This is a genomic window from Metapseudomonas phytobenefica (assembly GCF_043392685.1).
Taxonomy (GTDB): Bacteria; Pseudomonadota; Gammaproteobacteria; order Pseudomonadales; family Pseudomonadaceae; genus Metapseudomonas.
The window spans coordinates 66744-91991 of the sequence record NZ_JBHZGM010000014.1 but is presented as its reverse complement, the minus strand read 5'-3'; the positions used below and the strand labels follow the sequence as shown (position 1 = coordinate 91991).

14 protein-coding genes are annotated in these 25248 nt (G+C 64.3%); 8 read left to right on the top strand and 6 right to left on the bottom strand.

Annotated features, from left to right (window positions below):
- The first annotated feature begins 36 nt into the window (after positions 1-36).
- The 3 genes from gloA (at position 37) to modC (ending at position 2343) form a co-directional block, all read left to right on the top strand.
- Entirely contained in the window at positions 37-429 is a 393-nt protein-coding gene (gene gloA, locus ACFW0B_RS13395; protein ID WP_449148877.1) for a lactoylglutathione lyase, read from the top strand.
- 138 nt (positions 430-567) lie between these two features.
- On the top strand, positions 568-1254 hold the full coding sequence (gene modB / locus ACFW0B_RS13390; protein WP_449148875.1) for a molybdate ABC transporter permease subunit: 687 nt from the start codon (positions 568-570) through the stop codon (positions 1252-1254).
- A gap of 3 nt (positions 1255-1257) precedes the next feature.
- Positions 1258-2343 carry a molybdenum ABC transporter ATP-binding protein gene (gene modC, locus ACFW0B_RS13385; RefSeq protein WP_449148873.1) on the top strand — a complete coding sequence of 362 codons (1086 nt, stop codon included), beginning with the start codon at positions 1258-1260 and terminating at the stop codon, positions 2341-2343.
- Positions 2344-2541: 198 nt separating this feature from the next.
- Here the strand turns inward: modC and ACFW0B_RS13380 are convergent, their stop codons facing one another.
- Genes ACFW0B_RS13380 through ACFW0B_RS13370 form a run of 3 tightly spaced genes read right to left on the bottom strand, consistent with a single transcriptional unit; the run spans position 2542 to position 6012 of the window.
- Complete coding sequence (locus ACFW0B_RS13380) at positions 2542-4035, bottom strand: sensor domain-containing diguanylate cyclase (protein WP_449148871.1); 1494 nt, start codon at positions 4033-4035, stop codon at positions 2542-2544.
- Positions 4036-4090: 55 nt separating this feature from the next.
- Positions 4091-4945 (bottom strand): DUF4824 family protein, encoded by an 855-nt coding sequence (locus ACFW0B_RS13375; RefSeq protein ID WP_449148869.1) that lies wholly within the window; start codon positions 4943-4945, stop codon positions 4091-4093.
- Positions 4942-6012: a DUF2157 domain-containing protein gene (locus ACFW0B_RS13370; RefSeq protein WP_449148867.1), complete on the bottom strand. Its 1071-nt coding sequence runs from the start codon at positions 6010-6012 to the stop codon at positions 4942-4944. Before ACFW0B_RS13370 ends, ACFW0B_RS13375 begins: the two co-directional genes overlap by 4 nt.
- A 295-nt stretch (positions 6013-6307) precedes the next feature.
- On the opposite strand from ACFW0B_RS13370, the gene ACFW0B_RS13365 reads away from it, so the two are divergent.
- The gene (locus tag ACFW0B_RS13365) at positions 6308-6883 is read left to right on the top strand and encodes a hypothetical protein (RefSeq protein WP_449148865.1); all 576 of its coding nucleotides are present in this window, start codon (positions 6308-6310) and stop codon (positions 6881-6883) included.
- On the opposite strand, the gene ACFW0B_RS13360 is transcribed toward ACFW0B_RS13365, so the two are convergent.
- Positions 6880-7782, bottom strand: a complete 903-nt coding sequence (locus ACFW0B_RS13360) for a LysR family transcriptional regulator (protein WP_449148863.1) — start codon at positions 7780-7782, stop codon at positions 6880-6882. The two genes, ACFW0B_RS13365 and ACFW0B_RS13360, sit on opposite strands and share 4 nt — an antisense overlap.
- A 97-nt stretch (positions 7783-7879) precedes the next feature.
- On the opposite strand from ACFW0B_RS13360, the gene ACFW0B_RS13355 reads away from it, so the two are divergent.
- The 3 genes from ACFW0B_RS13355 (at position 7880) to lapD (ending at position 12515) form a co-directional block, all read left to right on the top strand.
- A complete protein-coding gene (locus ACFW0B_RS13355; protein WP_449148861.1) occupies positions 7880-9664 on the top strand; it encodes an alkyl/aryl-sulfatase in 1785 nt (594 codons plus the stop codon).
- 185 nt (positions 9665-9849) lie between these two features.
- Complete coding sequence (lapG, locus tag ACFW0B_RS13350; protein ID WP_449148859.1) at positions 9850-10557, top strand: cysteine protease LapG; 708 nt, start codon at positions 9850-9852, stop codon at positions 10555-10557.
- Positions 10558-10565: 8 nt separating this feature from the next.
- Entirely contained in the window at positions 10566-12515 is a 1950-nt protein-coding gene (lapD, locus tag ACFW0B_RS13345) for a cyclic di-GMP receptor LapD (protein ID WP_449148857.1), read from the top strand.
- Positions 12516-12752: 237 nt separating this feature from the next.
- Here lapD and ACFW0B_RS13340 read toward each other — a convergent pair whose 3' ends face one another.
- Positions 12753-13103 (bottom strand): tryptophan synthase subunit beta, encoded by a 351-nt coding sequence (locus ACFW0B_RS13340; protein WP_151135946.1) that lies wholly within the window; start codon positions 13101-13103, stop codon positions 12753-12755.
- 86 nt (positions 13104-13189) lie between these two features.
- Positions 13190-23497: a retention module-containing protein gene (locus ACFW0B_RS13335; protein WP_449148854.1), complete on the bottom strand. Its 10308-nt coding sequence runs from the start codon at positions 23495-23497 to the stop codon at positions 13190-13192.
- 338 nt (positions 23498-23835) lie between these two features.
- Here ACFW0B_RS13335 and ACFW0B_RS13330 point away from each other — a divergent pair, with 338 nt between their 5' ends.
- Entirely contained in the window at positions 23836-25185 is a 1350-nt protein-coding gene (locus tag ACFW0B_RS13330; RefSeq protein ID WP_449148852.1) for a TolC family outer membrane protein, read from the top strand.
- Positions 25186-25248: the final 63 nt, after the last annotated feature.

The window sequence follows — 25248 nt, the reverse complement described above, 5'->3', positions numbered from 1 at the left end:
GCCGGGGTTCTGCTTTTCTAGAAGAGGAAAAACCTGATGAGACTGCTGCATACCATGCTGCGAGTTGGCGACCTGGACAAATCCATCGCCTTCTACACCGAAGTGCTGGGCATGACCCTGCTGCGCCGCAAGGACTACCCGGACGGCCAGTTCACCCTCGCATTCGTCGGCTACGGCGACGAGGCCCACAACAGTGTGATCGAGCTGACCTACAACTGGGGTGTGGACAAGTACGATCTGGGCAACGCCTACGGCCACATTGCCCTGGAAGTGGACGATGTCTACAAGGCCTGCGAAGACATCCGTGCCCGCGGTGGCAAGATCACCCGCGAGCCGGGGCCGATGAAGCATGGCACCAGTATCCTGGCCTTTGTGGAAGACCCCGACGGTTACAAGATCGAACTGCTGTCCCCCTCGCGCAACGACTGACGTTCAAGGCCGGGGTGAAGCCGGGGCGCGGCGATCGTTCCGGCTTCCTGCACCGGGGGCGACGTCCTGATTCTGGCCGGTCGTCGGGCTTCGCTATATAGTTCACTACACAGCGAAAACTGAGCATTCGGCCACCCCATGAGCTTCCCCCTCGACCGCACCGACCTGGCCGCCATCTGGCTGACTCTCGAACTGGCGACCCTGACCACTGTGCTCCTGCTCGTGGTGGGTACGCCCATCGCCTGGTGGCTGGCACGCACCCGTTCTCGCCTGAAAGGGCCGGTGGCGGCCGTGGTCGCCCTGCCGCTGGTGCTGCCGCCCACTGTCATCGGCTTCTATCTGCTGGTGAGCATGGGGCCCCACGGCTTCATCGGCCAGTTCACCCAGAGCCTTGGCCTGGGCACCTTGCCTTTCACCTTCGCCGGCCTCGTCGTGGGGTCGGTGATCTATTCCATGCCCTTCGTGGTGCAACCCCTGCAGAACGCCTTCACCGCCATCGGCGCGCGTCCGCTGGAGGTGGCTGCGACCCTGCGCGCAAGCCCCTGGGACACCTTCTTCTCGGTGGTGCTGCCCCTGGCCAGACCGGGCTTCGTCACCGCCTCGATCCTCGGCTTCGCCCACACCGTGGGCGAGTTCGGCGTGGTGCTGATGATCGGCGGCAACATCCCGGAGAAGACCCGTGTGGTCTCGGTGCAGATCTTCGATCACGTCGAAGCCATGGAATACGCCCAGGCCCATTGGCTGGCTGGTGGCATGCTGCTGTTCTCCTTCCTCATCCTGCTGGCACTGAACACCAGCCGACGCCTGAAACCTGGTTGGAGCTGAGCCATGCAACAGATTCGCGCGCGCTTCAACCTGCGCCACCCCGACTTCCTCCTGGAGGCTGATCTGCTCCTGCCGGGGCGCGGCGTCAGCGCCCTGTTCGGCCATTCCGGTTCGGGCAAGACCAGCCTCCTGCGCTGCATCGCCGGCCTGGAACGGGCCGCCGAAGGCTTCCTGGAGGTGAATGGCGAAATCTGGCAGGACAGCGCCCGGGGCCATTTCCTAGCCACCCACAAGCGGCCGCTGGGCTATGTGTTCCAGGAGGCCAGCCTGTTCGAACACCTCTCGGTGCGACGCAACCTGGAGTTCGGCAAGCGGCGTATTCCCGCGCAGGATCGCCGGGTGGAACTGGACCACGCGGTGGAATTGCTGGGTATCAGTCATCTGCTGGAACGCATGCCGGGCCGCCTGTCCGGCGGCGAACGCCAGCGCGTCGGCATCGCCCGCGCCCTGCTGACCAGCCCGCGCCTGCTGCTGATGGACGAACCCCTGGCGGCGCTGGATCTCAAGCGCAAGGGTGAAATCCTCCCCTATCTGGAGCGCCTGCATGACGAACTGGATATTCCGCTGCTCTACGTCAGTCATTCGCCCGATGAAGTGGCGCGCCTGGCCGATCACCTGGTGTTGCTGGACAACGGCCGGGTGCTGGCCAGCGGACCGCTCGACCAGACCCTGTCGCGCCTCGACCTGCCCATCGCCCAGGAAGACGACGCGGGCGTGGTGATCGAAGGCCGCGTACAGGGATTCGATCCGCGCTACCAGTTGCTGACCCTGGCGCTGCCCGGCAGCTCGCTGAGCGTGCGGGTGGCCCATTCTCCGGTTGCCGAAGGCCGTGCGCTGCGCTTCCGGGTGCTGGCGCGGGACGTCAGCCTGAGCCTGGAGAAACAGCGCGACAGCAGCATCCTCAATCTGCTCCCGGCGCGGGTGGTGGAAGAGTTTCCGGCCGCCAATCCGGCCCATGTTCTGGTACGCCTCGATGTGGAGGGCGTGCCCATGCTGGCGCGCATTACCCGCTTTTCCCGTGACCAGTTGGGCCTCTGTCCGGGGCAGTCGATCTGGGCGCAGATCAAGTCGGTGGCGCTGCTGGCCTGAGGTGCAGTGGATGGGCTGAAGTGGAACGCCGCCCGGCCCAAGCAGTTGCCCTCTCCCCAACCCCACTTTGCGCCCCGGCCAGAACGTTTCGCGTTCTGTCGCTCAGAGGCGCCGGAAGCAGTGCTTCCAAAAGCGCGCCTCTTCGCCCCGCCAGCGGGAGAGGGGGCTGTCCGTGCGGGCCTTCAGACCCTTACAGCATCACAACGCGTCGTGGTTGCCGGACGGCTCCACGCACACGCAATTGCGCCCTGACTGCTTGGCACGATACAGGCCCCGGTCGGCGCGGCCGATCAGGCTGTCGAGGGAATCGTCCGGGTGCATCTCGGCCAGGCCGATGCTGGTGGTCGCCTGCAGGTTCACCCCTTTGAAGGGATAGCGTTTCGCGGCCACTTCGCCACGGACTTTCTCCGCAAGCTGGCGAGCGGTGGCGTTGCCCGTATCCTTCAGCAGGATGATGAACTCCTCGCCACCCCAGCGGCAGATGATGTCCGACTGGCGCAGGCTGTCGCGCAGGTTCTGGGCAAAACCCTTCAACACCAGGTCGCCGGCCTGGTGGCCGTAGGTGTCGTTGAGCAGTTTGAAGTGGTCCAGGTCCAGCAGCAGCGCCGCCAGCGGCTTGCGGTCGCGGCGGGCTTCCTGCAGCGCCTGGCCGGCGAGCAGTTCGAAGCCGCGGCGGTTGGGCAGGCCGGTCAGGCTATCGGTGGTGGCCAGGGCGGCGATGCTGTGCTGGTAGCGGCGCATCAGGCGAATCACCAGCACCAATACGATGGCGGTCACCAGCAGGCAGATCAGCAAGTTGAGGTAGAGCGTGTTGCGCAGGCTCGCGAGCAGGCCTCCCTCATGCTTGTCGACGAACAGGTACCAGTCCAGTTCGGGGATGTAGCGCACGTTCAGGTAGTGGTCGCGACCGCGTTCGTTATAGGCGAACTTGCCCGTCTGCGGGCGTCCCAGTCTCGCCTGCAGGTCCTCCAGCCCCGGCACCTCGGCCAGCGTCTGGCCGACCCGTGCCCCCTGCGGTCCACCGTCCGCGCCAGTGAGGACGATGCGCCCGGTGGTGTCGACGAAGTACACGCTGCGATCGTAGCGGCGCTGGTATTCGTCGATCAGTTTGATCACCGCGTCTACCGTCAGGCCGACGCCGGTGGCGCCGAGAAACTGGCCGTCGTAATCGAACACCTTGTAGTTGATGAAGATGGTCAGCCGGTCCTGGTTGGCCATGTCCACATCGACATTGATCTCGTAGGGCTCCTTCATGTCGCGCACGCGGAAGTACCAGATGTCCCGTGGTTCCTTCGGGTTCACCTGCTTGAGCACGCCCTTGGTCTGGTAGTAGGTGAGGGTGCGGTCGGAAATGAAGAAGGAAGTGAAGGCGCCGTAGTGCTCCTGCACTTCGCTCAAGTAGCGGGTCATGGACTCGGCATTCTTCTCGCCTTGCATCACCCAGTCGCGCAGGAAGGTGTCGCGGCTCATCATCGAGGCGATCAGGATGGGCCGGACCAGATCCTTCTGGATTTCCGAGTAGACGTTGTCTGAAGTCAGCGGCAGCTCGGTGTTGATGATGGTGTTGCGAATGGTCTTGAGCGATGCCTGGTAGCTGACCAGCGAGGTGGCCAGGAAACCGCAGCCAAGCAGCAGTACCAGTGTGATGACCAGCAGGCGGTGGCTTTGCTTGGCGTGTTCTTTCAGCGGCATTGGACAACGTGGCCTCGGTTGGGTGGCGCAATGCTAGCGTGCAGTGATACAGGCGTCACGGAAGGTTGTTTGGCGCCGGGCTATCGGCGGCGTCGGGCGTTCCTTGACGGTTGCGGCGCTGAAGTTCGGGCGCCGAATCGATCCAGGGTTCAAGGCGTTGGCCAAAGCTCATCCAGAGTTGGAAGCGTGGCGGCGATTCTCCGTTGCGATCGCGTGCCAGTTCTTTGCCCAGTGTTTCGCGCCAGGCATGGGGCACGTTGATTTCGCTGATGCGTAGACTGCTGATTTGGCCGGTAAGGCGTCCATCGCGAATCCAGGCGCTGACGCTGCCCGGCACGATGGCATAGCGGCTGCGATCGGGGTAACGCTGGCGCAGGACTTCATGGTCCAGCCCCACGTCCACGGCGAACAGGCGGCTTTCGCGCTTTTCCTCCTGCTCAAGATAGCCGCGGGCGGCGCGTTCGGCGTCCTGCTTGCGCTGGTCCGAGGGCTTTGCGCGCAATTCGCCTTCGGCCTCCTTCAAGCGCTGCCGGGCGCGCTCCAGTTCCGCCTTGCGCGCGGGGCCGTCCAGTTCGAGTACCACAAGCACCTCGCGGTTGCGGTGATCGACATGCAGCCCTTGGCGATCATCAGCGGTGAAGCCCAGTTGCTGCAGCCTGGTTTCATCGAGCGGCAGGCGCTGGTAGCGGTCGCCACTCTTTGGGTCGCTGGGGAGCCGCCAGTCCAGGCGCAGGGCCAGGCCGCTGTTTTCGCGCAGGGTCCAGTCGTGGTCACGGCGCAGTTCGCGTTCGGAAAGCAGCAGGCGGCTGTCCGGTTCGCCATTGCGGTTGAACCAGACGCCACCCAGGGCGATGGCGTTGGTCAGGCCGATCAGCACCAGGCCACCGAGCAGGGCAACGCGGGCTTTCATGGGTGGCGTCCCCCCTTGTGGGCGCGGCGCAGGCGGCCGAGCACCAGCAGGATGAGCACGGCAACCAGTCCCAGGACAAGGAAGAACAGGTACTTCGGCATGGCCTCCCACCACCAGTCGAACAGCTTGATGAAGAGGAAGAGAACGAAGAACAGCAGGCCGGTATGCATCACTTCAGGCCAGTCGCGACGATTGCCGAGCCAGATGGCCAGCGCCGCGCCGGTGAATCCCATGATCTGGTAGAAGCCTTCCACCAGCTCCCGTGGCCAGGGCAGATAGCTGCCTGCCGCCCAGTTGGCCAGTACCAGCAGCGGCACGAACAGCCCGAGCAGGCCCATTACCCGGTAGATGGCGGCGAAACCGCCATGGCGCGCCTGGGAAATGAACTGCGGCACCAGGAAGATCAGCAATCCGGCCGGCAACAGATGTTCCGGGCGTTCGACGCAGTCCAGCCAGTAGAGCCCGCTCCAGCTCGTCAGCCGGGTGGCGATGAAAGCCATGCCGCAGGCCAGCCCGGCCGCCAGCAGCAGTCGCACCTCGCAGGCATAGGCCAGCAGCAGGGCGTAAGCCGCCCAGGGCAGCAGCGCCTTGTCGCTGGGGGTGATGTTGAAGATCTGCCCGAGCATGCTCACGTTGAGCACGAAGCAGGCAAAGGCCAGGACCGCCGCCAGCCTGGCGAAATAGCCGGACGGGTCGCGTTGGCGCAGCAGCAGCGTCAGCAGCAGGCTGCCCACCGAGAAGCCGGCGAGGATGCCCACCTGGGCGGTTTCCGGGAACAGGCCCCAGAACTGATAGAAGAAGAACAACAGGCTGGCCGCCAGCGCCAGGGCACCCAGCAGGGAGGCGATGCGCATGCCGAGGGAGAGGCGCCGGGCCTGGGCATCCGGGTCGATGTCGAAGCTGTTGCGATAGTCCGCCAGCAACTGGCGATGGTGCGCGCCCAGCTGGTCGATCTGTTCGGCGGAAAGCCGCAGGGCCTGTTCTTCGTGCAGGCGCTCCACCTCCCGGTAGAAGGCCTGGATATCGTCGGCGCGGCGTTGTGCCTGGTCGCGGCTGAGCAGCGGCATTGCGGGTCCTTTTGCGTGCGGTGCCGCTAGAAACTGTAGGGCTGCGGAAGGGGGGCGGCAATGAGCACCGAGTATTTCCGCAGGGGAGCAGCCCCATTTCTCGGCTTTCACGCGGGTACCTGCACCTGCCAGGGGCCGCTGGCGGTGTGGTTTTCCACTGCGCGCAACAATTGGAAACGGACTTTTCCGACAGATGTCGCGTGCTGTTCTGTAGGACGCGCTGTCCAACGCAGTGGGAGAAATCCCAGTCGCTGACATTTGTCTGCGCCGTCCCTAGCGGTCGAAGGAGGCCGCCATGTCCTGCCGATCATTCTTCCTTGCTGTACTGAGCCTGGCCCTGGGCGGTTGTGCCGTCTATGACTACGACAATGATTACTACGGTCGCCGCTATTACGACGACGGTTACCCGGTGCATCGAAACCATTACGACGTGCCGAAGCGGAACTATTACATCGTCGATCATCGTGACAACGACCGGTATTACGATCGCCGCTATTACGACCGTCGCGACTACGACGGCCGCAAGAACTACTACAAGTCCGACAAGCGCTTCCACGACAAGGACCGCAAGTTCCAGCACCAGCGGCGCTATTACCAGCAACCCCATGACAACTTCCAGGAACGCCGCCACGACTACACGCCGCGTCTGCAGACTTGGGGCCGGAACAACGTGCAGCCGGGCTACCGCGAGTCGGGTTATCGGCAGCAGAACTATCGCAAGCCCAACTATCAGCAGCCCAACTATTCGCAACGCAAGCATCAGCAGCACAGCGTTCGCCAGCAGTACCGGGTAGAGCCGGGCTACGAGGCACGGCCGCACAATCCGCGCTACAACAATCGCAGTGACTGGTCGCTGAAGAATCGCCGCTAGACGGCGGAGAAGTCCCGGTCCTCTTCCAGCAACAACTCCCTCACCGCCCGCGCAGCCGGAGACAGGCTGCGCGCGGCATGGCTGACGACGCCATAGGCCGATGAGGTTTCGGTGCCTGCCGGGATCTGCAGCAGCGCCAGGCGCCCGGCCTGTATGTCCTCGGCCACCACGTCCCACGGCGCCATGCTGACCACATCACTCCCGGCGACTACCGCCTTCAGCACCATGAAGTTGTCGCACTCGATCGCCAGCGGTTTTTCGTTGCCGGCAAGCTCACCGATGGCCCTTGCCACTTCCACCGGCAATTGGGTACCCGCCAGGGCGTAGCGGGCCAGGTCGGTCAGTTGCAGCCGGTCCTGCGCCAGCAAGGGATGGCCGGGCCGGCAGAACAGGGTGCCGGGATGGCGGCGCAGGGGAATGATGTCCAGCAGGGGATCGCCTTCGAGTTCGCGGATGTCGGCGACGAACAGCTCGATGGCGTCGTCCAGCAGGCGTTGGCGCAGGCTGTGCCAGTTCTCCAGGGTGAGTTGCACGCGAACTCCGGGATGGTGGCTGGCGAATCGTCCGAGGGCTCGGGGCACCAGGCGCGCGGCGGGGTAGGGGCCGGCGCCCAGGCGCAGTTCGCCGCTGTCGAGATTGTCCAGCTGGGTCACCGCACTGTGCAGGGCGCGGCTGCCGTCCAGCAGGCGCCGGGCATGTTCCAGCACCAGCCGGCCGTGGGCGGTCAGGCTGATCTGGCGGGGTGCCCGGTCCAGCAGGCTGCAACCCAGGCTGGCCTCCAGCGCCTGGATGCTGCGGCTGAGGGCGGGCTGGCTGAGATTCACCGCTGCCGCCGCGCGGGCGAAGTGGCCGTGCTCGGCGAGGGCGACGAAATGGCGGAGCTGGCGAAGGTCGTTCATGCGTGCCATGCATCGAGTTATGGAAAAGAATGCATTGGAATTATTAACAGGCGCCTGACAGCCTGTCTCGGCCAATAACAACAATCCCGAGCGAACCATGCGTATCACTACCCGCTTCAGCGGCCTGCTCCTGGCCGCCGCGCTGCCCCTGGGCGCCGCCGCACTGCCGGAAGAATCCATCGAGCCGAGCATCAACGCCGAACTCGCCGAGCACACCCGGCACTTCGACGAGAAGGTCTACAAAGTCGCCGACAACGTGTACTCGGCGGTGGGCTGGAACCTCGCCAACAGCGTGATGATCGTGGCCCCGGAAGGGCTGATCATCGTCGACACCGGCGAGTCGGCCGAGCAGTCGCGCAAGGTGCTCGCGGAGTTCCGCAAGGTCAGCGACAAGCCGATCAAGGCCATCGTCTACACCCACTTCCACCCGGACCACATCAACGGCGTGAAGGGTTTTGTCAGCGAGGAGCAGGTGAGGTCGGGCGAGGTGCAGATCTACGCCCAGGAAACCCTGCTGGATAACGTGGTGACCCAGGGCGCGCTGGTCGGCCCGATCCTCGGCATGCGCTCGGGCTACAGCTTCGGCGTGGCGCTGCCGGACGCCGACAAGCAGGACATGAACGCCGGCCTCGGCCCCCTGGCCCATGAAGGCAAGTCCACCTTCATTGCCCCCACCATCACCTTCAAGGACAAGCTGGACACCACCATTGCCGGGCTGCCGGTGGAGTTCCTCCACGTGCCCAGCGAGGCGCCGGATGAGATCGTGCTGTTCCTGCCGCAGAACAGGGTGCTGATCAGTGCCGAGGTCACCCAGGGCCCGACCCTGCCGAACATCCATACCCTGCGCGGCACCAAGTTCCGCGACCCGGTGGTGTGGGTGAACAGCCTCGACAAGCTACGCGCCTACCAGGCCGACTACATGGTTCCGCTGCACGGCCAGCCGGTGAGCGGCAAGGACAAGGTGGAGGACGTGCTGCGCATGACCCGCGACGCCATCGCCTATGTCCATGACCAGACCGTGCGCTGGATGAACAAGGGCCTGACGCCCGACGAGTTGGTGGAAAAGGTCCAGCTACCGCCTTATCTGGCCGGCTATACGCCCTACCTGCGTGAGTACTACGGCACCGTGAAGCACAGCGTGCGGCAGATCTACCAGGGCTACCTTGGCTGGTTCCAGGGTGATCCGGTGGACCTCGACCCAGTCCCGCCCGTGGAAAAGGCCAAACGCCTGGTGGAGCTGATGGGCGGACGCGAGAAGGTGCTGCTGGCCGCTGGCGACGCCTACCTCAAGGGCGACTACCAGTGGGCCGCCGAACTGGCGGGCTACGCCATCCGCATCGACCACGACGACCAGCTGGCCCGCGAGATCAAGGCACGCAGCTTCCGCCGCCTGGGCTACGCCAGCATGAACATCAACTGGCGCAACTGGTATCTGATGAGCGCCATGGAGCTGGAGGGCAAGCTGGATGGCGACGCCGCTCTGCAGCTGTCCCAGGCCATGCGCAATGCCTTCCTCTCGCCGGACATGCTGAAGAATCTGCCGGCGCGGATCTTCCTGCAGAACTGGGTAACCCGCCTGGACCCGGAAAAGAGCGCCGACGTGAACCTGACCCTGGGCTTCGTCTTCCCCGACATCGAGGAAGAGTGGGCGCTGGAAGTTCGCCGTGGCGTGGCCGAGCTGCACAAGGGCATTCCTGAAGGCACCACGCTCAAGCTGACCTTCGACAAAACCTATCTCGATACCGTCATCAGCGGCGAGAACGGCTTGCTCAAGGGTGCCCTGCTGGGTGACGTGAAGGTGGACGGCAATCTGCTGGACATCAAGACTTTCCTCGGTTGCTTCGACTTCGAGGAAACCCCCATTGCCTTGACCTTGCGCTGACCGGCCGCCAGCCCAGCGATGCACTGAACCCCTCGCTGGGCTGCGCTGCGCCTGACCCCACCCTGCGTTCCAGTAGGCTGCCGCCTGTTGCATGGCGGCAGAATGCCATTGTTTTTTTCCGGTACAGCCCGCACCATTCGCGCCGTGTTCCATGGGGCCCGGAGGCCTCCGAGACGGGATGGCGGATGGTCCGAGGTAGCGTGCAGGCCTGGCGTGCGTGGCGGGGACGGCGGAGGCCGGCCCTGGCGCTGGCGTTGCTGGCGGCATTGCTGGCCGGCGCATTGCAGGCGGACTGGGACTTCACCCTGATCAGCCGCCGCGCCGAAAACCTCTACGGCCCCCTTGGCCCCGGCAAGCAGCGAATCGATGACTGGCAGGCGACCCTGGGACGCCTTGCCGGTGCCGACGAGAAGACGCAGCTGGAAGAGGTGAACCGCTTCTTCAACGCCAAATTGCGCTTTCGCGACGACCGCGAACTCTGGGGCGAAACCGATTACTGGGCGACTCCGGTACAGGCCCTGCGTATCGGCGCCGGGGACTGCGAGGATTTCGCCATCGCCAAGTACTTCAGCCTGCGCCGGCTCGGCGTGCCCAGCGAGAAGCTGCGCATCACCTACGTCAAGGCGCTGCGCCTGAACCAGGCGCACATGGTGCTCACCTACTACGCATCCCCGGGCGCCATGCCGCTGGTGCTGGACAACCTGGTCGGCATCATCCGGCCCGCCGACCAGCGCACCGACCTGATGCCGGTCTACGCCTTCAATGCCGAGGGCCTGTGGCTGGCCGGCAGCGGTGGCGGCAAGCAGGTGGGGGATGCCAAGCGGCTGTCACGCTGGCAGGAATTGCTCAAGAAAATGAATGCTGAAGGCTTCCCCGTGGAGCCCAGCCGATAGGAGTCGAGATGTCTCTGTTCAAACAGTTGTTGATCGCCATCTGCCTGTTTCTGGTGGTCGCCTTCAGCGGCAGTTTCATGGTCGGCCTGGAGAGCTCGCGGGAGCAGTACGTTAACCAGCTGCGCTCCCACGCCCAGGACGCGGCGACCGCCCTCGGCCTGTCGCTGACCCCGCATATCGACGATCCGGCGATGGTCGAGCTGATGGTCAGCTCCATCTTCGACAGTGGTTATTACGAGAGCATCCGGGTGATCGACCTCGCGAACGACAGCGTGCTGGTGGAGCGCACCGGCGTACCCGACGCGGCCGGCGCCCAGGTGCCGCAGTGGTTCGTCAGCCTGATCGGTCTGCAATCGGTCGGCGGCGACGCCATCGTCAGCCGTGGCTGGCAGCAGGCGGCACGAGTGGAGGTGAAGAGCCATCCGCTGTTCGCGCTCGCCCGGCTCTGGCAGAGCGCGCTGGGCAGCCTCGGCTGGTTGCTGGTTTGTGGCCTGGTCAGCGCGGGCCTCGGCGCCTTCCTTCTACGGCGCCAGCTGAGACCCCTGGATTACATGGTGGAGCAGTCCCACGCCATCGCCCGCCGCGAGTTCCTCAGCCTGCCGGAACTGCCGCGCACCCCCGAACTGCGCCGTGTGGTGCAGGCGATGAACCAGATGGTGGAGAAGCTCAAGGCGCTGTTCCAGGAACAGGCCGAACGCAGCGAACGGCTGCGCGACGAGGCCTACAAGGACAGCCTGACCGGGCTGGCCAACCGCCGTTACTTCGAAATGCAGCTGCAGGCGCGCCTGAGCGCCGGGGAACAGGCCAGCGCCGGTTACCTGTTCCTGCTGCGCCTGCACGATCTCGCCGGACTCAATCAGCGCCTGGGCGGCCAGCGCACCGACCAGTTGCTGCTGGCGGTGGCCGAGCTGCTCCGCCAGGTGGCAGCGGGGCAGGGGGCGGGCCAACTGGTGGCGCGCAGCCGGGGTGGTGACTTCGCCCTCCTGGTACCTGGCCTGGTGGCGGAGGAAGTCGAGCAATTGGCCCAGCGTCTGGATGCCGGTCTGGCGAACCTGGTGACCACGGGGGCCGCCGATGCGCTGCCGGTGGCCCACATGGGCCTGGTGCCGTTCAGTCCGGGCGAACAACTCGCCGACCTATTGCGCCTGGCCGACGAGGCCCTGGCCAGGGCGGAAAGCCAGACGGAGCGGACCTGGGCCAGCCTGACCCAGGGCGATGCGCCCAGCGTGGGCGACGAGCGCCATGCCTGGCATCAACTGCTGGACCGGGCCCTGGGCCAGCGCCAGTTGCAGCTCTATTTCCAGCCCGTGGTGGATAGCCGCGATCGTTCGCGGGTACTGCACTACAAAGTGCTGTCACGCCTGCGCGATGAGCGTGGCGAGAACATACCGGCTGGGCGCTTCCTGCCCTGGCTGCAGCGCTTCGGCTGGATGGCGCGCCTCGACCTGCTGATGCTGGAACTGGTGTTGCAGCAGATGGCCAGCCACGGCGAAACCCTGGCACTCAACCTTTCCGGCGCGCTGTTACGTGAGTCTCAGGCGCTGGAGAAGGCATTCGAACTGCTGCGCAAGCACTCCCAACTGGGTCCGCGTCTGGTGCTGGAGTTGGAAGAGGACCAACTGCCGGAGCAGGCCGTGCTGGAGCAACTCACCCGTCGCCTGCGTGAACTGGGTTTCAGCCTCAGCCTGCAGCACTTCGGCGGCCGCTTCAGCATGATCGGCAACCTGGCCCGCCTGGGCCTGGCCTACCTGAAAGTGGATGGCAGCTATATCCGCGCCATCGACCTGGAAGCCGACAAGCGCCTGTTCATCGAAGCCATGCAGCGCGCAGCCCACAGCATCGACCTGCCACTGATCGCCGAACGCGTGGAAACCGAAGGTGAACTGCTCGTGTTGCAGGAAATGGGCATCCAGGGTGTGCAGGGCCAGCTGTTCGGAGCGCCGGCGCCCTGGCGTTAGTCGCCGGGCTCGTAGGGCAGGGGGACTGTAGCGAATTCATTCGCGAAGGGCCCGTAGGTTGGTCCGAGGAACGAGGCCCAGCGCTGTCGGGCAAGTCTGCTGCGTTGGGTTTCACAAGCTCGCGGAGCGCCGCCCGACCCAACCTGCAAAAGTGGTGTGCAGCAGTGTCGCGAGGATTTCGGAGGCGGTGCGCGCGGCGCACCCTACGGGGCGGGCAGGGGATAAACGCGGGTGGACTCAGATGAGCCCTGATCCCGCTTCTTCTTCCTCTTCGACGATCAACCGCGAGATGCCACCCAGGGCTTCCCGCGCCTGGTTCCGGCTGAGCAGCTTGGATTGGGCCGCTGGCGGCAGGTCGGTGATGCGGATCAGACCCTTGGTCATCAGCACCGTGATCAGGTCGTCGAGTACCCGGATCATGTCCAGGTCGCTCTGTTTCAATTGCAGCAGGCTGCTCTGCATCGCCAGGTTGGCGTACCAGCCCTGAATTTCCTGGTCGTCAGCCGGCAGTGTGCCGGTCATTTGGTCGAATTCGGCTGCTTCGACGCGAATCAGGTTTCCGTCTTCATCGCGCTGGATATAGAGCATGGCGAGTCTCCCTTGAGGACTGCCGCGAGCATGAGGGCAGATGCCTCCCGTCCGCAACCACCGGAGTGGTCGCGGACGGTGAAACATCAGTTCTGGTCGACCTTGATGGTCGGGTCGGCACCCGCGATCAGGGAGTTGATGGACTGTCCGCTGAGCTGGGCTGCCGCGCCCTCCAGGGTGATGGACAGATCGGCGTGGCTGGCGGCGGTACCACCGGCATCGTTCAGATGGCCGTCCTTGCTTACCAGCAGGGTGGCGTTGCCGGTGCCGTTATCGACGATCAGCTTGAGGAAGTTGTCGATGGTGCTGCTGGTTTCCCCTTGCAGCAGGTCGCTCAAGTTGAGCTTGTCGCCCTCGCTCATCTTGAAGTCCTTCACCACATCCTGATCGGGGCTGCCCACGACGCCGGAGTCACCGGCTTTCCACACGAAGGTGTCGTTGCCGCTGCCACCCCATAGTGTGTCGCTGCCTTTGCCGCCGGTCAGGGTATCGGTACCGGTGCCGCCAAACAGGATGTCATTGCCGTTGCCGCCGATCAGCTGGTCATTGCCGCCCTGGCCATAGAGGATGTCGTTGCCGTCACCGCCCTGGAGCAGGTCGTTGCCGCCACGGGTATCGCCATCCACGTTGAAGGTCGCGTGGTTGTTCTTGATGTAGCTGTACAGCTCGTCCGAGGTAGCGACGTGGCCGTTCTTCAGCTCAAGGAAACTCTGCAGCGCCTTCATGCCCGACCCTGCCGGCAGGTCGGCCGGCTTGGCCGGGTTACCGTTGAGACCCCAGGGCAGGTTATCTGTGTTGATGACGTCACCGAAGATGATGTCGTCGCCGGCACCGCCACTGATGGTGTCGTGGCCCACGGCGACCGGATCGGTACTGCTGTGGCCACCATTGAGCGCACTGGTCAGGTCGCCGGCCTGCTGAACGATATCCACTTGGCCGGTGGGGCCGGTAACGGTGTTCTTGCTGGTGACGGCGATGTTGTCGATACGAACGATGGCGTCGGCGCTTCCCCAGAGCCAGTGGGTGCTGCCATCGTTCAGCGAGAATGCGAGCTTGTAGGTGCCGTCGTTCAGTACCTTGGATTCGATGGTCGCACTGGTGCCAGTGGTCCGGGTGCCCGAGTCCTCCACTGCCCAGGTCGTGCTGCCATTGGCTCCCGTGACTTTCTTCAAGAGAGTCCAGGTGAAGGTGTCACCGCTGCTGAACTCGGTTCCCTGATAGCTGAAGGTCAGCTTGCCGGCATTGTTGGCGCTGACGTTGAACTCTGGGCTGGTGGTGGCGGTGGCGCCGTTGTTGTAGGCGTCGGTGATCTGCAACTGGTCGTCATAGCTGCGGCTTACGCTGCCGGGGCCGGTAGTGGTCCAGTTGCTGGGCCGGTTGATGCCGCCATTGCTGTTGAAGTTGGCAATGGTCGTACTCGTGGTACCGAAGTCCAGGGAGCTGGTGCCGGTCACGTTGGTGTCGTCGAAGAACTTCAGGTAGTTCTCGTTGACGCCCGGGCCGATTCCGATAGCGCGTACGGTGCTGATGTCGCTCAGGTCCCGGAAGGTGTTGATTGACTGAGTGAGTACGCTGTAGTCGTCACTGGCGCCACTATTGGTGGTGGTGGGGTCGCCGTCGGTGAGGAACAGCGTCAGGTTCTCGTAGCCGTTTTGCTGACCATTGAACCAGCTTGTGGCCTCCTCGAAGGCGTCCTGGTAGTTGGTGCTACCAGTGGCACTCAGGCCCTCGTTCTGGCTGCGGCCGATCGCGGCCAGCAGTTGCTCGATATTGCTATCGCTGAGATCGGTGATGGTGATCTTGGTAGTAGCAGACCCAGCGAAGCCGATCAGGGTGATGTTGATATCCCCATCGTGGTTCTTCAGCTGGTTGGCCAGGTTCAGCAGGGCGTCCTTGACCAGCTTCATCCGGGAGTCAGCGTAGCTGACGCCGCTTCGTCCTTGCAGGCTGTAGGCCATGGAGCCAGAGGTATCGACGATCAGCGCTACGTTGTAGCTGGTCCCCGGCTGGGTAGTGGTCAGAGTGCCGCCGGTATCGCCAAGGATCACGTCGTCGCCACCGCCACCGATGATGTCGTTATCACCGTTCGGGTTGGTCGGGACTTCGACACGGCCGATGTTCAGCGTGAAGTCATGATTACCCGAGGTATTGACCCCGCCGTTGGCGGTGCCGCCGTTGTCCTGTATGGCGAACTGGAAGGTTGTCTGATTGCCGGAAGCGCCCGGCTGGTAGGTCAGCTTGCCCTGGGCGATATCGCTGGCGCTTACCGACGTGTTGGCGTTGATGGCCACGCCGTTGAGCAGCAGGGTACCGCTGCCCGGCAGTGCCTTGACGATCACGCTCTGCAGGCTGTGGGTCTGGCCGGTGGCAGCGTCGATGCTGTCGCTGAAGCTGAAATCCGACACCTTGAAGGTGTAGGTGCTGCCGGCATTGACGCTGGCGGCGCCGTTGGCCGAGGTCGGCGCATCGTTCACCGGGTTGACGGTGATGGTGCCCTGGGCCGGGGTGGCATCCTGCAGGCCTGCGTTGTCCACCGCGCTGTACTGGAAGTTGGTGTTGCCGTTCCAGTTGCTGTCCGGGCGGAAGTAGATGGTCGCGCCATTGCTCACGGCCGTGATCACGCTGGCCGCGGTAATGGCGATGGTGCCGGCGGCGTCGCTGTAGAAGGTGCCGTGCTGCGGCATCGAGGTGATCTTGAAGCTGGCGATCGTACCGTCGATGTCCGAGCCACTCAGGCTGATGGCGACCAGGCTGTCTTCATTGCCGGAGGCGCTGGCAGTGTTGGTTTCCGGCGCATCGTTGACCGGGGCAACGGTGATGGTGCCAGTGGCCGGGGTGCCGTCTTCCAGCCCCTGGTTATCCACCGAGGCGTACTGGAAGTTGGTGGTGCCATTCCAGTTGGCGTTCGGCACGAAGGTGACGCTGGCGCCGTTGCCGGTGGCCGGCACGCTGTCACCAATAGTCAGCGTTACGCCATTGAGTTGCAGGATGCCGTTGGCCGGCAGCGACTTGATCACGAAGCTGGCGACGGTGCCGTCCGCATCGGAACCACTGAGCGCAACCGGGATACCGGCGGAATCTTCGTTACCGGAACCGCTGGCTGCGAGGGTGTCCGGCGCGTCGTTGACCGAGGTGACGGTGATGGTGCCAATGGCCGGAGTGGAGTCCTCCAGGCCTTGGTTATCCACTGCGGCGTAGTCGAAGGTCGCGGTGCCATTCCAGCCGGCATTCGGCACGAAGGTAACGCTGGCGCCATTGCCGCTGGCCGGGACGCTATCGCCGATGGCCAAGGCGACACCGTTCAGCAGCAGGATGCCGTTGGCCGGCAGCGACTTGATCACGAAGCTGGCCACGGTGCCGTCGAAGTCCGAACCGCTGAGGCTGACCGGGATACCGGCCGAATCTTCATTGCCGGAACCACTGGCCGCATGGGTTTCCGGCGCATCGTTGACCGAGGCGACGGTGATGGTGCCGGTGGCTGGCGTGGCGTCTTCCAGGCCCTGGTTATCCACTGCGGCGTAGTCGAAGCTGGTGGTGCCATTCCAGTTGGCGTTCGGCACGAAGGTGAGGCTGGCGCCGTTGCCACTGGCCGGCACGCTGTCACCAATAGTCAGCGTTACGCCATTGAGTTGCAGGATGCCGTTGGCTGGCAACGACTTGATCACGAAGCTGGCCACGGTGCCGTCGAAGTCCGAACCGCTGAGGCTGACCGGGATACCGGCCGAATCTTCATTGCCGGAACCACTGGCCGCATGGGTTTCCGGCGCATCGTTGACCGAGGCGACGGTGATGGTGCCGGTGGCTGGCGTGGCGTCTTCCAGGCCCTGGTTATCCACTGCGGCGTAGTCGAAGCTGGTGGTGCCATTCCAGTTGGCGTTCGGCACGAAGGTGAGGCTGGCGCCGTTGCCACTGGCCGGCACGTTGTCGCCGATATTCAGCGCCACGCCGTTCAGCAGCAGGGTGCCGTTGGCCGGCAGCGACTTGATCACGAAGCTGGCGACGGTGCCGTCCGTATCGGAACCGCTGAGGCTGACCGGGATACCGGCGGAGTCTTCGTTGCCGGAACCGCTGGCCGCATTCGTGTCCGGCGCGTCGTTGACCGAGGTGACGGTGATGGTGCCGGTGGCCGGGGAACCGTCTTCCAGGCCATCGTTATCCACCGAGGCGTACTCGAAGGTGGTGGTGCCATTCCAGTTGGCGTTCGGCACGAAGGTGACGCTGGCGCCGTTGCCACTGGCCGGCACGCTGTCACCAATATTCAGCGTTACGCCATTGAGTTGCAGGATGCCGTTGGCTGGCAACGACTTGATCACGAAGCTGGCGACGCTGCCGTCGAAGTCCGAGCCGCTGAGGCTGACCGGGATACCGGCCGAGTCTTCATTGCCGGAACCACTGGCCGCATTCGTGTCCGGCGCATCGTTGACCGAGGTGACGGTGATGGTGCCGGTGGCCGGGGAACCGTCTTCCAGGCCATCGTTATCCACCGAGGCGTACTCGAAGGTGGTGGTGCCATTCCAGTTGGCGTTCGGCACGAAGGTGACACTGGCACCGTTGCCGCTGGCCGGCACCACGGAGCCGATGGCCAGGGCGACGCCATTCAGCAACAGGGTGCCATCGGCCGGCAGCGACTTGATCACGAAGCTGGCGACGGTGCCGTCGAGGTCCGAGCCGCTGAGGCTGACCGGGATACCGGCCGAGTCTTCATTGCCGGAACCACTGGCCGCATTCGTGTCCGGCGCGTCGTTGACCGAGGCAACGGTGATGGTGCCAGTGGCCGGGGAACCGTCCTCCAGACCATCGTTATCCACCGCGGCGTAGTCGAAGCTGGTGGTGCCATTCCAGTTGGCATTCGGCACGAAGGTGACGCTGGCGCCGTTGCCGGTCGCCGGCACGCTGTCACCAATAGTCAGCGTTACGCCATTGAGTTGCAGGATGCCGTTGGCCGGCAGCGACTTGATCACGAAGCTGGCGACGGTGCCGTCCGCATCGGAACCGCTGAGGGCAACCGGGATACCGGCCGAGTCTTCATCACCCGAACCACTGGTCGCATTCGTGTCCGGCGCATCGTTGACCGAGGCGACGGTGATGGTGCCGGTGGCTGGCGTGGCGTCTTCCAGGCCCTGGTTATCCACCGAGGCGTAGTCGAAGCTGGTGGTGCCATTCCAGTTGGCATTCGGCACGAAGGTGACGCTGGCGCCGTTGCCACTGGCCGGCACGCTGTCACCAATAGTCAGCGTCACGCCATTGAGTTGCAGGATGCCGTTGGCTGGCAACGACTTGATCACGAAGCTGGCGACGGTGCCGTCCGTATCGGAACCGCTGAGGCTGACCGGGATACCGGCGGAGTCTTCGTTGCCGGAACCGCTGGCCGCATGTGTCTCCGGTGCGTCGTTGACCGAGGTGACGGTGATGGTGCCGGTGGCCGGGGAACCGTCTTCCAGGCCATCGTTATCCACCGAGGCGTACTCGAAGGTGGTGGTGCCATTCCAGTTGGCATTCGGCACGAAGGTGACGCTGGCGCCGTTGCCACTGGCCGGCACGCTGTCACCAATAGTCAGCGTCACGCCATTGAGTTGCAGGATGCCGTTGGCTGGCAACGACTTGATCACGAAGCTGGCGACGGTGCCGTCGAAGTCCGAGCCGCTGAGGCTGACCGGGATACCGGCCGAGTCTTCATTGCCGGAACCACTGGCCGCATTCGTGTCCGGCGCATCGTTGACCGAGGCGACGGTGATGGTGCCAGTGGCGGGGCTAGCGTCTTCCAGCCCCTGGTTATCCACTGCGGCGTAGTCGAAGCTGGTGCTGCCATTCCAGTTGGCGTTCGGCACGAAGGTGACACTGGCGCCATTGCCGCTGGCCGGGACGCTATCGCCGATGGCCAAGGCGACACCGTTCAGCAGCAGGATGCCGTTGGCCGGCAGGGACTTGATCACGAAGCTGGCGACGGTGCCGTCCGTATCGGAACCGCTGAGGCTGACCGGGATACCGGCGGAGTCTTCGTTGCCGGAACCGCTGGCCGCATTCGTGTCCGGCGCGTCGTTGACCGAGGTGACGGTGATGGTGCCGGTGGCCGGGGAACCGTCTTCCAGGCCATCGTTATCCACCGAGGCGTACTCGAAGGTGGTGGTGCCATTCCAGTTGGCGTTCGGCACGAAGGTGACACTGGCACCGTTGCCGCTGGCCGGCACCACGGAGCCGATGGCCAGGGCGACGCCATTCAGCAACAGGGTGCCATCGGCCGGCAGCGACTTGATCACGAAGCTGGCGACGGTGCCGTCGAGGTCCGAGCCGCTGAGGCTGACCGGGATACCCGCCGAATCTTCGCTGCCGGAACCGCTGGCCGCATTCGTGTCCGGCGCATCGTTGACCGAGGCGACGGTGATGGTGCCAGTGGCGGGGCTAGCGTCTTCCAGCCCCTGGTTATCCACTGCGGCGTAGTCGAAGCTGGTGCTGCCATTCCAGTTGGCGTTCGGCACGAAGGTGAGGCTGGCGCCGTTGCTGTTCGCTGGCACGACCGAGCCGATTGCAAGCGGCACGCCGTCGAACATCAGGGTGCCATCGGTGGGCAGAGTCTTGATCACGAAGCTGGCGACGGTGCCGTCGAGGTCCGAGCCGCTGAGCTCAACCGGAATGCCTTCTGCGTCTTCATCACCCGAACCACTGGCCGCATTCGTGTCCGGCGCATCGTTTTCCGGAGTGACGGTGATATCCAGCGTGGAGCTGCTGCCAGTGTTGGTGACATAGGTCACCTGCGGCACTGAGCCGTTCCAGTTGGCATCCGGAGTAAAGGTGTAGTTGCCGTTGGCAACGATGCTCAGGGTGCCAACGCCGGCAATCACAGCGCTTGAACCGGCGGTGAAGGTGCCGGGCACACCACTGATGCTGAAGCTGGAAACGGTCAGGACGTTGTCCACATCGCTGTCGTTGCCCAGCACGTTGCCGGTGGCCGGGTTGTCCTCGGCCACGGTCTTGGTATCGGCGACCAGGACCGAAGCGTCGTTCACCGGGGCGACGTTGCCGAAGCTCAGCTCGGCGGTGTCGGTGGTGGTGCCGTCGCTGACGGTGTAGGTCGCGGTCGGTACCGGGCCGTTGTAGTTCAGCGCCGGGGTGAAGGTGAAGCTGCCGTTGCTGTTGATCACCAGGGTGCCGACGCCGGCGAGGGTCGCGGTCTGGCCGGCGGTGTAGGTGCTCCCGCCTACTTCGAATTGAGTGACGGTCAGGGTGTCGTTGTCGACATCGCTGTCATTGGTCAGCACGTTGCCGACCGCCGCGATGTCTTCGATCACCGGTACCGGGCCGTCGTTGGACGCGATCGGCGCATCGTTCTCAGGCGTGACGGTGATGTCCAGCGTGGCGCTGCTGCCGGTATTGGTGGTGTAGGTGACCTGGGGCACCGAGCCGTTCCAGTTGGCGGCCGGGGTGAAGGTGTAATCACCGTTGCTGCCAAGGGAGAAGGTACCCACGTTGGCGAGGGTGGCGGTCTGGCCGGCGGTGAAGCTTCCGGGTACGCCGTTGATGCTGAAGCTGGCAACGGTGAGGGTGTTATCCACATCGCTGTCGTTGCCCAGCACGTTACCGGTGGCCGGAGTGTCCTCGGCCACGGTCTTGGTATCGGGCGCCAGGACCGAGGCATCGTCCACCGGGGTGACGTTAATGGTGCCGGTGGCCGGACTGGCGTCTTCCAGGCCATCGTTATCCACCGTGGCGTACTGGAAGGTGGTGCTGCCATTCCAGTTGGCGTTGGGTACGAAGGTGAGGCTTGCGCCATTGCTGTTCGCTGGCACGACCGAGCCGATTGCAAGCGGCACGCCGTCGAACATCAGGGTGCCATCGGTGGGCAGAGTCTTGATCACGAAGTGATCAACGTTGCCGTCGATGTCCGAGCCGCTGAGCTCAACCGGAATGCCTTCCGCGTCTTCGTTACCTGAACCACTGGCCGCATTGCTCTCCGGCGCATCGTTCGCCGGGGTGACGGTGATATCCAGCGTGGCGCTGCTGCCGGTGTTGGTGACGTAAGTCACCTGGGGCACCGAGCCGTTCCAGTTTGCCTCCGGGGTGAAGGTGTAATCACCGTTGCTGCCAAGGGTAAGGGTGCCGACACCGGCGATGGTGGCGGTCTGGCCGGCGGAGAAGCTGCCAGTGACGCCAGCCACGCTGAAGCTGGCGACGCTCAGGGAGGTGTCCACATCGCTATCGTTGCCCAGCACGTTGCCGGTGGCCGGGTTGTCCTCGGTGACGGTCTTGGTATCGGCGACCAGGACCGAAGCGTCGTCCACCGGGGTGACGTTGCCGAAGCTCAGCTCGGCGGTGTCGGTGGTGGTGCCGTCGCTGACGGTGTAGGTCGCGGTCGGCACCGGGCCGTTGTAGTTCGGCGCCGGCGTGAAGGTGAAGCTGCCGTTGCTGTTGATCACCAAGGTGCCGATGCCGGCGAGGGTCGCGGTCTGGCCAGCCAGGTAATTGCTCCCGTCGACGCTGAAGCCGGTAACGGTCAGGGCATCGCCGTCGGCATCGCTGTCGTTGGTCAGGACGTTACCGGTGGCCGGGGTGTCTTCGGTCACCGGTAACGGGCCGTCATTGATGGCGACTGGCGCATCGTTGACCGGGTTGATGGCGCCGAAGCTCAGCTCGCCCGTATCGGTGGCGGTGCCGTCGGTGACGGTATAGGTGGCGGTGGGCACCGGACCGGTGTAGTTCGGCGCCGGGGTAAAGATGTATGAGCCGTCGCTGTTGATCACCAGGGTGCCGACGCCTTCGAGAATGGCAGCCTTGCCGGCGATGTAGGTGGTCTCGCCCACGGTGAACTGGGTGACGGTCAGGGAATCGCCGTCGGTGTCGCTGTCGTTGGTCAGGACGTTGCCGGTGGCCGGACTGTCTTCGGTTACCTGGACCGGGCCATCGTTGGCGGCAACCGGGGCGTCATTCACCGGGGTGACGCTGATGTTCAGCGCGGAGTTGCTGCCGGTGTTGGTGGTGTAGCTGACCTGGGGGACCGTACCGTTCCAGTTGGCATCCGGGATGAAGCTGTAGTCGCCATTAGTGGCAATGGTCAGGGTGCCGACGCCGGCAATGGTGGCGGTCTGGCCGGCGGTAAAGCTGCCCGTGACACCGGCAATGGTGAAGCTGGACACGCTGAGGCTGTTGTCGACGTCGGAGTCGTTGCTCAGCACGTTGCCGGTGGCCGGAGTGTCCTCGGCCACGGTGTTGCTGTCGGCGGTGAGGACGGACGCGTCATCCGCCGGCGTTACATCCGCAAAGGTCAACGCACCGGTGTCGGTGGCCGTGCCATCGGTCACGGTGTAGGTGGCGGTGGGCACTGGACCGGTGTAGTTCGGTGCCGGGGTAAAGGTGTAGGAGCCGTCGCTGTTGATCACCAGGGTGCCGACGCCGCCGAGGGTGGCGGTCTGGCCAGCGGTGTAGGTGCTGCCGCCCACGGTGAACTGGGTGACGGTCAGGGCATCGCCGTCGGTGTCGCTGTCGTTGGTCAGGACGTTGCCGGTGGCCGGGCTGTCTTCGGTTACCTGGACCGGGCCATCGTTGGCGGCAACCGGGGCGTCGTTCACCGGATTCACACCAATGGTGACGGTGATGGTGTCGCTGCCGCCCTTACCGTCACCGACGATGACCGTGAAGCTGTCATTGCCGTTGTAGTTCGGATTGGGCGTGTAGGTATAGGAGCCGTCCGGGTTGATCACCACGGTGCCGTTTCGCGGAGCGTCGCCCGGGGTGTAGGAGAGCGGGTCGCCATCGGGGTCGGTAGCGCCCAGCTGTCCCTGGACCGGGATGTCTTCGTCGGTGGTGATGCTGGTGTCCTGGCCCTGCGGGGAACTGTTGGGGATATCCGGTACCGGTACGGTGTCATCCGGCAGGCCGGTGTCGGCGGGCAGGGTGGCCTCCGTATCCGGCGTCGCGTCTTCCTCCACCAGCGCTTCAGTGGCCAGGGGAGCATTGCTGGTGGCGAAACCGATGGTCGGATCGACCCGGCCCGCCGTGGCATCGAGCATCACGAAACTGTGGCCGCCACCGGCGGCACCACCGCCTGCGCCACCGGCGCTCGGGCCGGCCGCGGTGGCTTCGAGTTCCCGGGTCGGGTCGACGCCGGCCTCGATCGCTTGCTGCAGTTGCGCGATGTCGTCGGCGGGGGTCAGGGCGGCCGGCTGGGCAGCCTGGGTTCCTGCGCTGGTGACGGCCTGCGATTCGCTCCACTGGCTGTCACGGCCGAGGTCGACCGTCCTGCCATCGGCGAGTTCGAGAGTCACCATCCCTTCAAGACCGGTCTGCAACTGTTCGCCCTTGAAGAGTCTGTCGCCTTCGACGAGCAGGCGCTGGAACCCTTCCGGAGACATCGCGAATACCTGGCCAACAATGCTTTTGACAACGGCAATAACACTGCTCATGGGGTGAATCTCCTGAAGATGGCTCTCAGCTGGCTTGTCGTCGCTGGGGTCGAATTTCGATGACCAAGCGCAGGACTGACATTCCTTTTCTATAGTTAATGTGTGGCGAAATAGTGGCGCCAAATAATTGGCTTATTACAATTGGCTATTGAGAATATGCCAAAGTATTGACCAATTGACTCCCATCCTAAACAATCGATTTCATGCTGTCACTTTGATATTTGCGTCGCTGTTCAGTGCGCGGCAATGTGGCGTGGTTCACACGCTGCAGTACTGACGTAAAGCAAGATCCGGTGCGGTTTCCGGACCTCCAATTCATCGAAAAGGATGCCAAGAATATGCGTCTGAGATTCTCCGCCATTCTCCCGTTCGCCCTGGCTGCAAGCCTTCCTGCGCAGGCCCAGAGCCTGTCCGAAGCCATGCAGCACGCCATGGATGTCCACCCGGAAATCCAGGCGGGGGTTAACAGCCGTCTGTCGGCCGACAAACAGTTGCGGGCGGCCAAGGGCGGCTACCTGCCTTCCGTCGACCTGCTGGGCGGTTATGGCCGTGAGGGCAGCGACAACACCACCACTCGCGGTGATGGCGACCACTGGAGGACCATGACCCGTGGTGAGTCCAGCCTGCGTCTGCAGCAGATGGTGTTCGACGGCTTCGCCACCCAGAACGAGGTGGGCCGCCAGCAGGCCACCGTGAACTCCCGCGCCTATTCCCTGCTCGGCACGTCCGAGCGCACCGCGCTGGATGTCGCCCAGGTCTATATCGATGTGCTGCGTCGCCAGGAGATGGTGCGCCTGGCCGAGGAAAACCTGCGCAGCCACGAACGCATCTTCGACCAGATCAGCCTGCGCAGTGAGCGCGGGGTTGGGCGCCTGGCCGACCAGGACCAGGCCGAAGCGCGCCTGGCCCAGGCCCGCAACAACCTGATCACCGAACAGACCAACCTGCGCGATGCCCGTACCAACTTCTACAGCGTGGTGGGCATGGACCCGGTGGACCTGAGCGAGCCGGCCGGTCTGCCCGGACAGCTGCCCGGGTCCCTCGAAGATGCCCGCAGCACCCTGCTGGCCAACAGCCCGATCCTGCGTTCGGCCGAGTCCGACGTGGCCGCGGCCGAGAAGCAGTACGACGCCGCGAAATCCTTCTTCTACCCGCGCTTCGACGCCGAATTGTCCCGTGGAGCGGACAATGACCTGGATGGCGAAAACGGCCACGTGAACGATTGGCAGGCAATGTTGCGCATGCGTTACAACCTGTTCGCCGGCGGCAGCCACAAGGCCGACCTGGAGTCCAAGGCCTACCAGATCAACGAGGCGCTGGACATTCGCAACAACGCCCTGCGCGTGCTGAACGAAGAGCTCGGCCTGTCCTGGAACGCCCTGGAGAACGCCCGTGAGCAGCTCCCGATCGCCCAGCAATACGTCGACTACAGCACCCGCGTGCGCGAGTCCTACCAGCAGCAGTTCAGCATCGGCGAACGTACGCTGCTCGACCTGCTGGACAGCGAGAACGAACTCTTCACCGCCTCGCGTCGCCTGGTGGACCTGCGCTACACCGAGCTGTTTACTCAGTACCGCATCAAGGCGACCATGGGCGAGTTGCTGAAGAGCCAGGGCGTGGTGGCGCCGATGGCTACGGTCGTACAGACCGAGCTCAAGCCCGAGGCAAACCTTCCCGGCCTGAACTAGGCACCCGATTCGGATCCACGCGGCGCAAGAGGGCGTCCCCTCCTTCTTGCGTCGTCGGGTCCG

Coding starts and splice junctions, on each gene's coding strand:
- ACFW0B_RS13355 (WP_449148861.1), top strand. CDS start 7,880: ATGCGTATCACTACCCGCTTCAGCGGCCTGCTCCTGGCCGCCGCGCTG.
- ACFW0B_RS13330 (WP_449148852.1), top strand. CDS start 23,836: ATGCGTCTGAGATTCTCCGCCATTCTCCCGTTCGCCCTGGCTGCAAGC.
- ACFW0B_RS13375 (WP_449148869.1), bottom strand. CDS start 4,945: ATGAAAGCCCGCGTTGCCCTGCTCGGTGGCCTGGTGCTGATCGGCCTG.
- ACFW0B_RS13335 (WP_449148854.1), bottom strand. CDS start 23,497: ATGAGCAGTGTTATTGCCGTTGTCAAAAGCATTGTTGGCCAGGTATTC.
- lapD (WP_449148857.1), top strand. CDS start 10,566: ATGTCTCTGTTCAAACAGTTGTTGATCGCCATCTGCCTGTTTCTGGTG.
- ACFW0B_RS13370 (WP_449148867.1), bottom strand. CDS start 6,012: ATGCCGCTGCTCAGCCGCGACCAGGCACAACGCCGCGCCGACGATATC.
- ACFW0B_RS13365 (WP_449148865.1), top strand. CDS start 6,308: ATGTCCTGCCGATCATTCTTCCTTGCTGTACTGAGCCTGGCCCTGGGC.
- lapG (WP_449148859.1), top strand. CDS start 9,850: ATGGTCCGAGGTAGCGTGCAGGCCTGGCGTGCGTGGCGGGGACGGCGG.
- modC (WP_449148873.1), top strand. CDS start 1,258: ATGCAACAGATTCGCGCGCGCTTCAACCTGCGCCACCCCGACTTCCTC.
- ACFW0B_RS13340 (WP_151135946.1), bottom strand. CDS start 13,103: ATGCTCTATATCCAGCGCGATGAAGACGGAAACCTGATTCGCGTCGAA.
- gloA (WP_449148877.1), top strand. CDS start 37: ATGAGACTGCTGCATACCATGCTGCGAGTTGGCGACCTGGACAAATCC.
- ACFW0B_RS13360 (WP_449148863.1), bottom strand. CDS start 7,782: ATGAACGACCTTCGCCAGCTCCGCCATTTCGTCGCCCTCGCCGAGCAC.
- modB (WP_449148875.1), top strand. CDS start 568: ATGAGCTTCCCCCTCGACCGCACCGACCTGGCCGCCATCTGGCTGACT.
- ACFW0B_RS13380 (WP_449148871.1), bottom strand. CDS start 4,035: ATGCCGCTGAAAGAACACGCCAAGCAAAGCCACCGCCTGCTGGTCATC.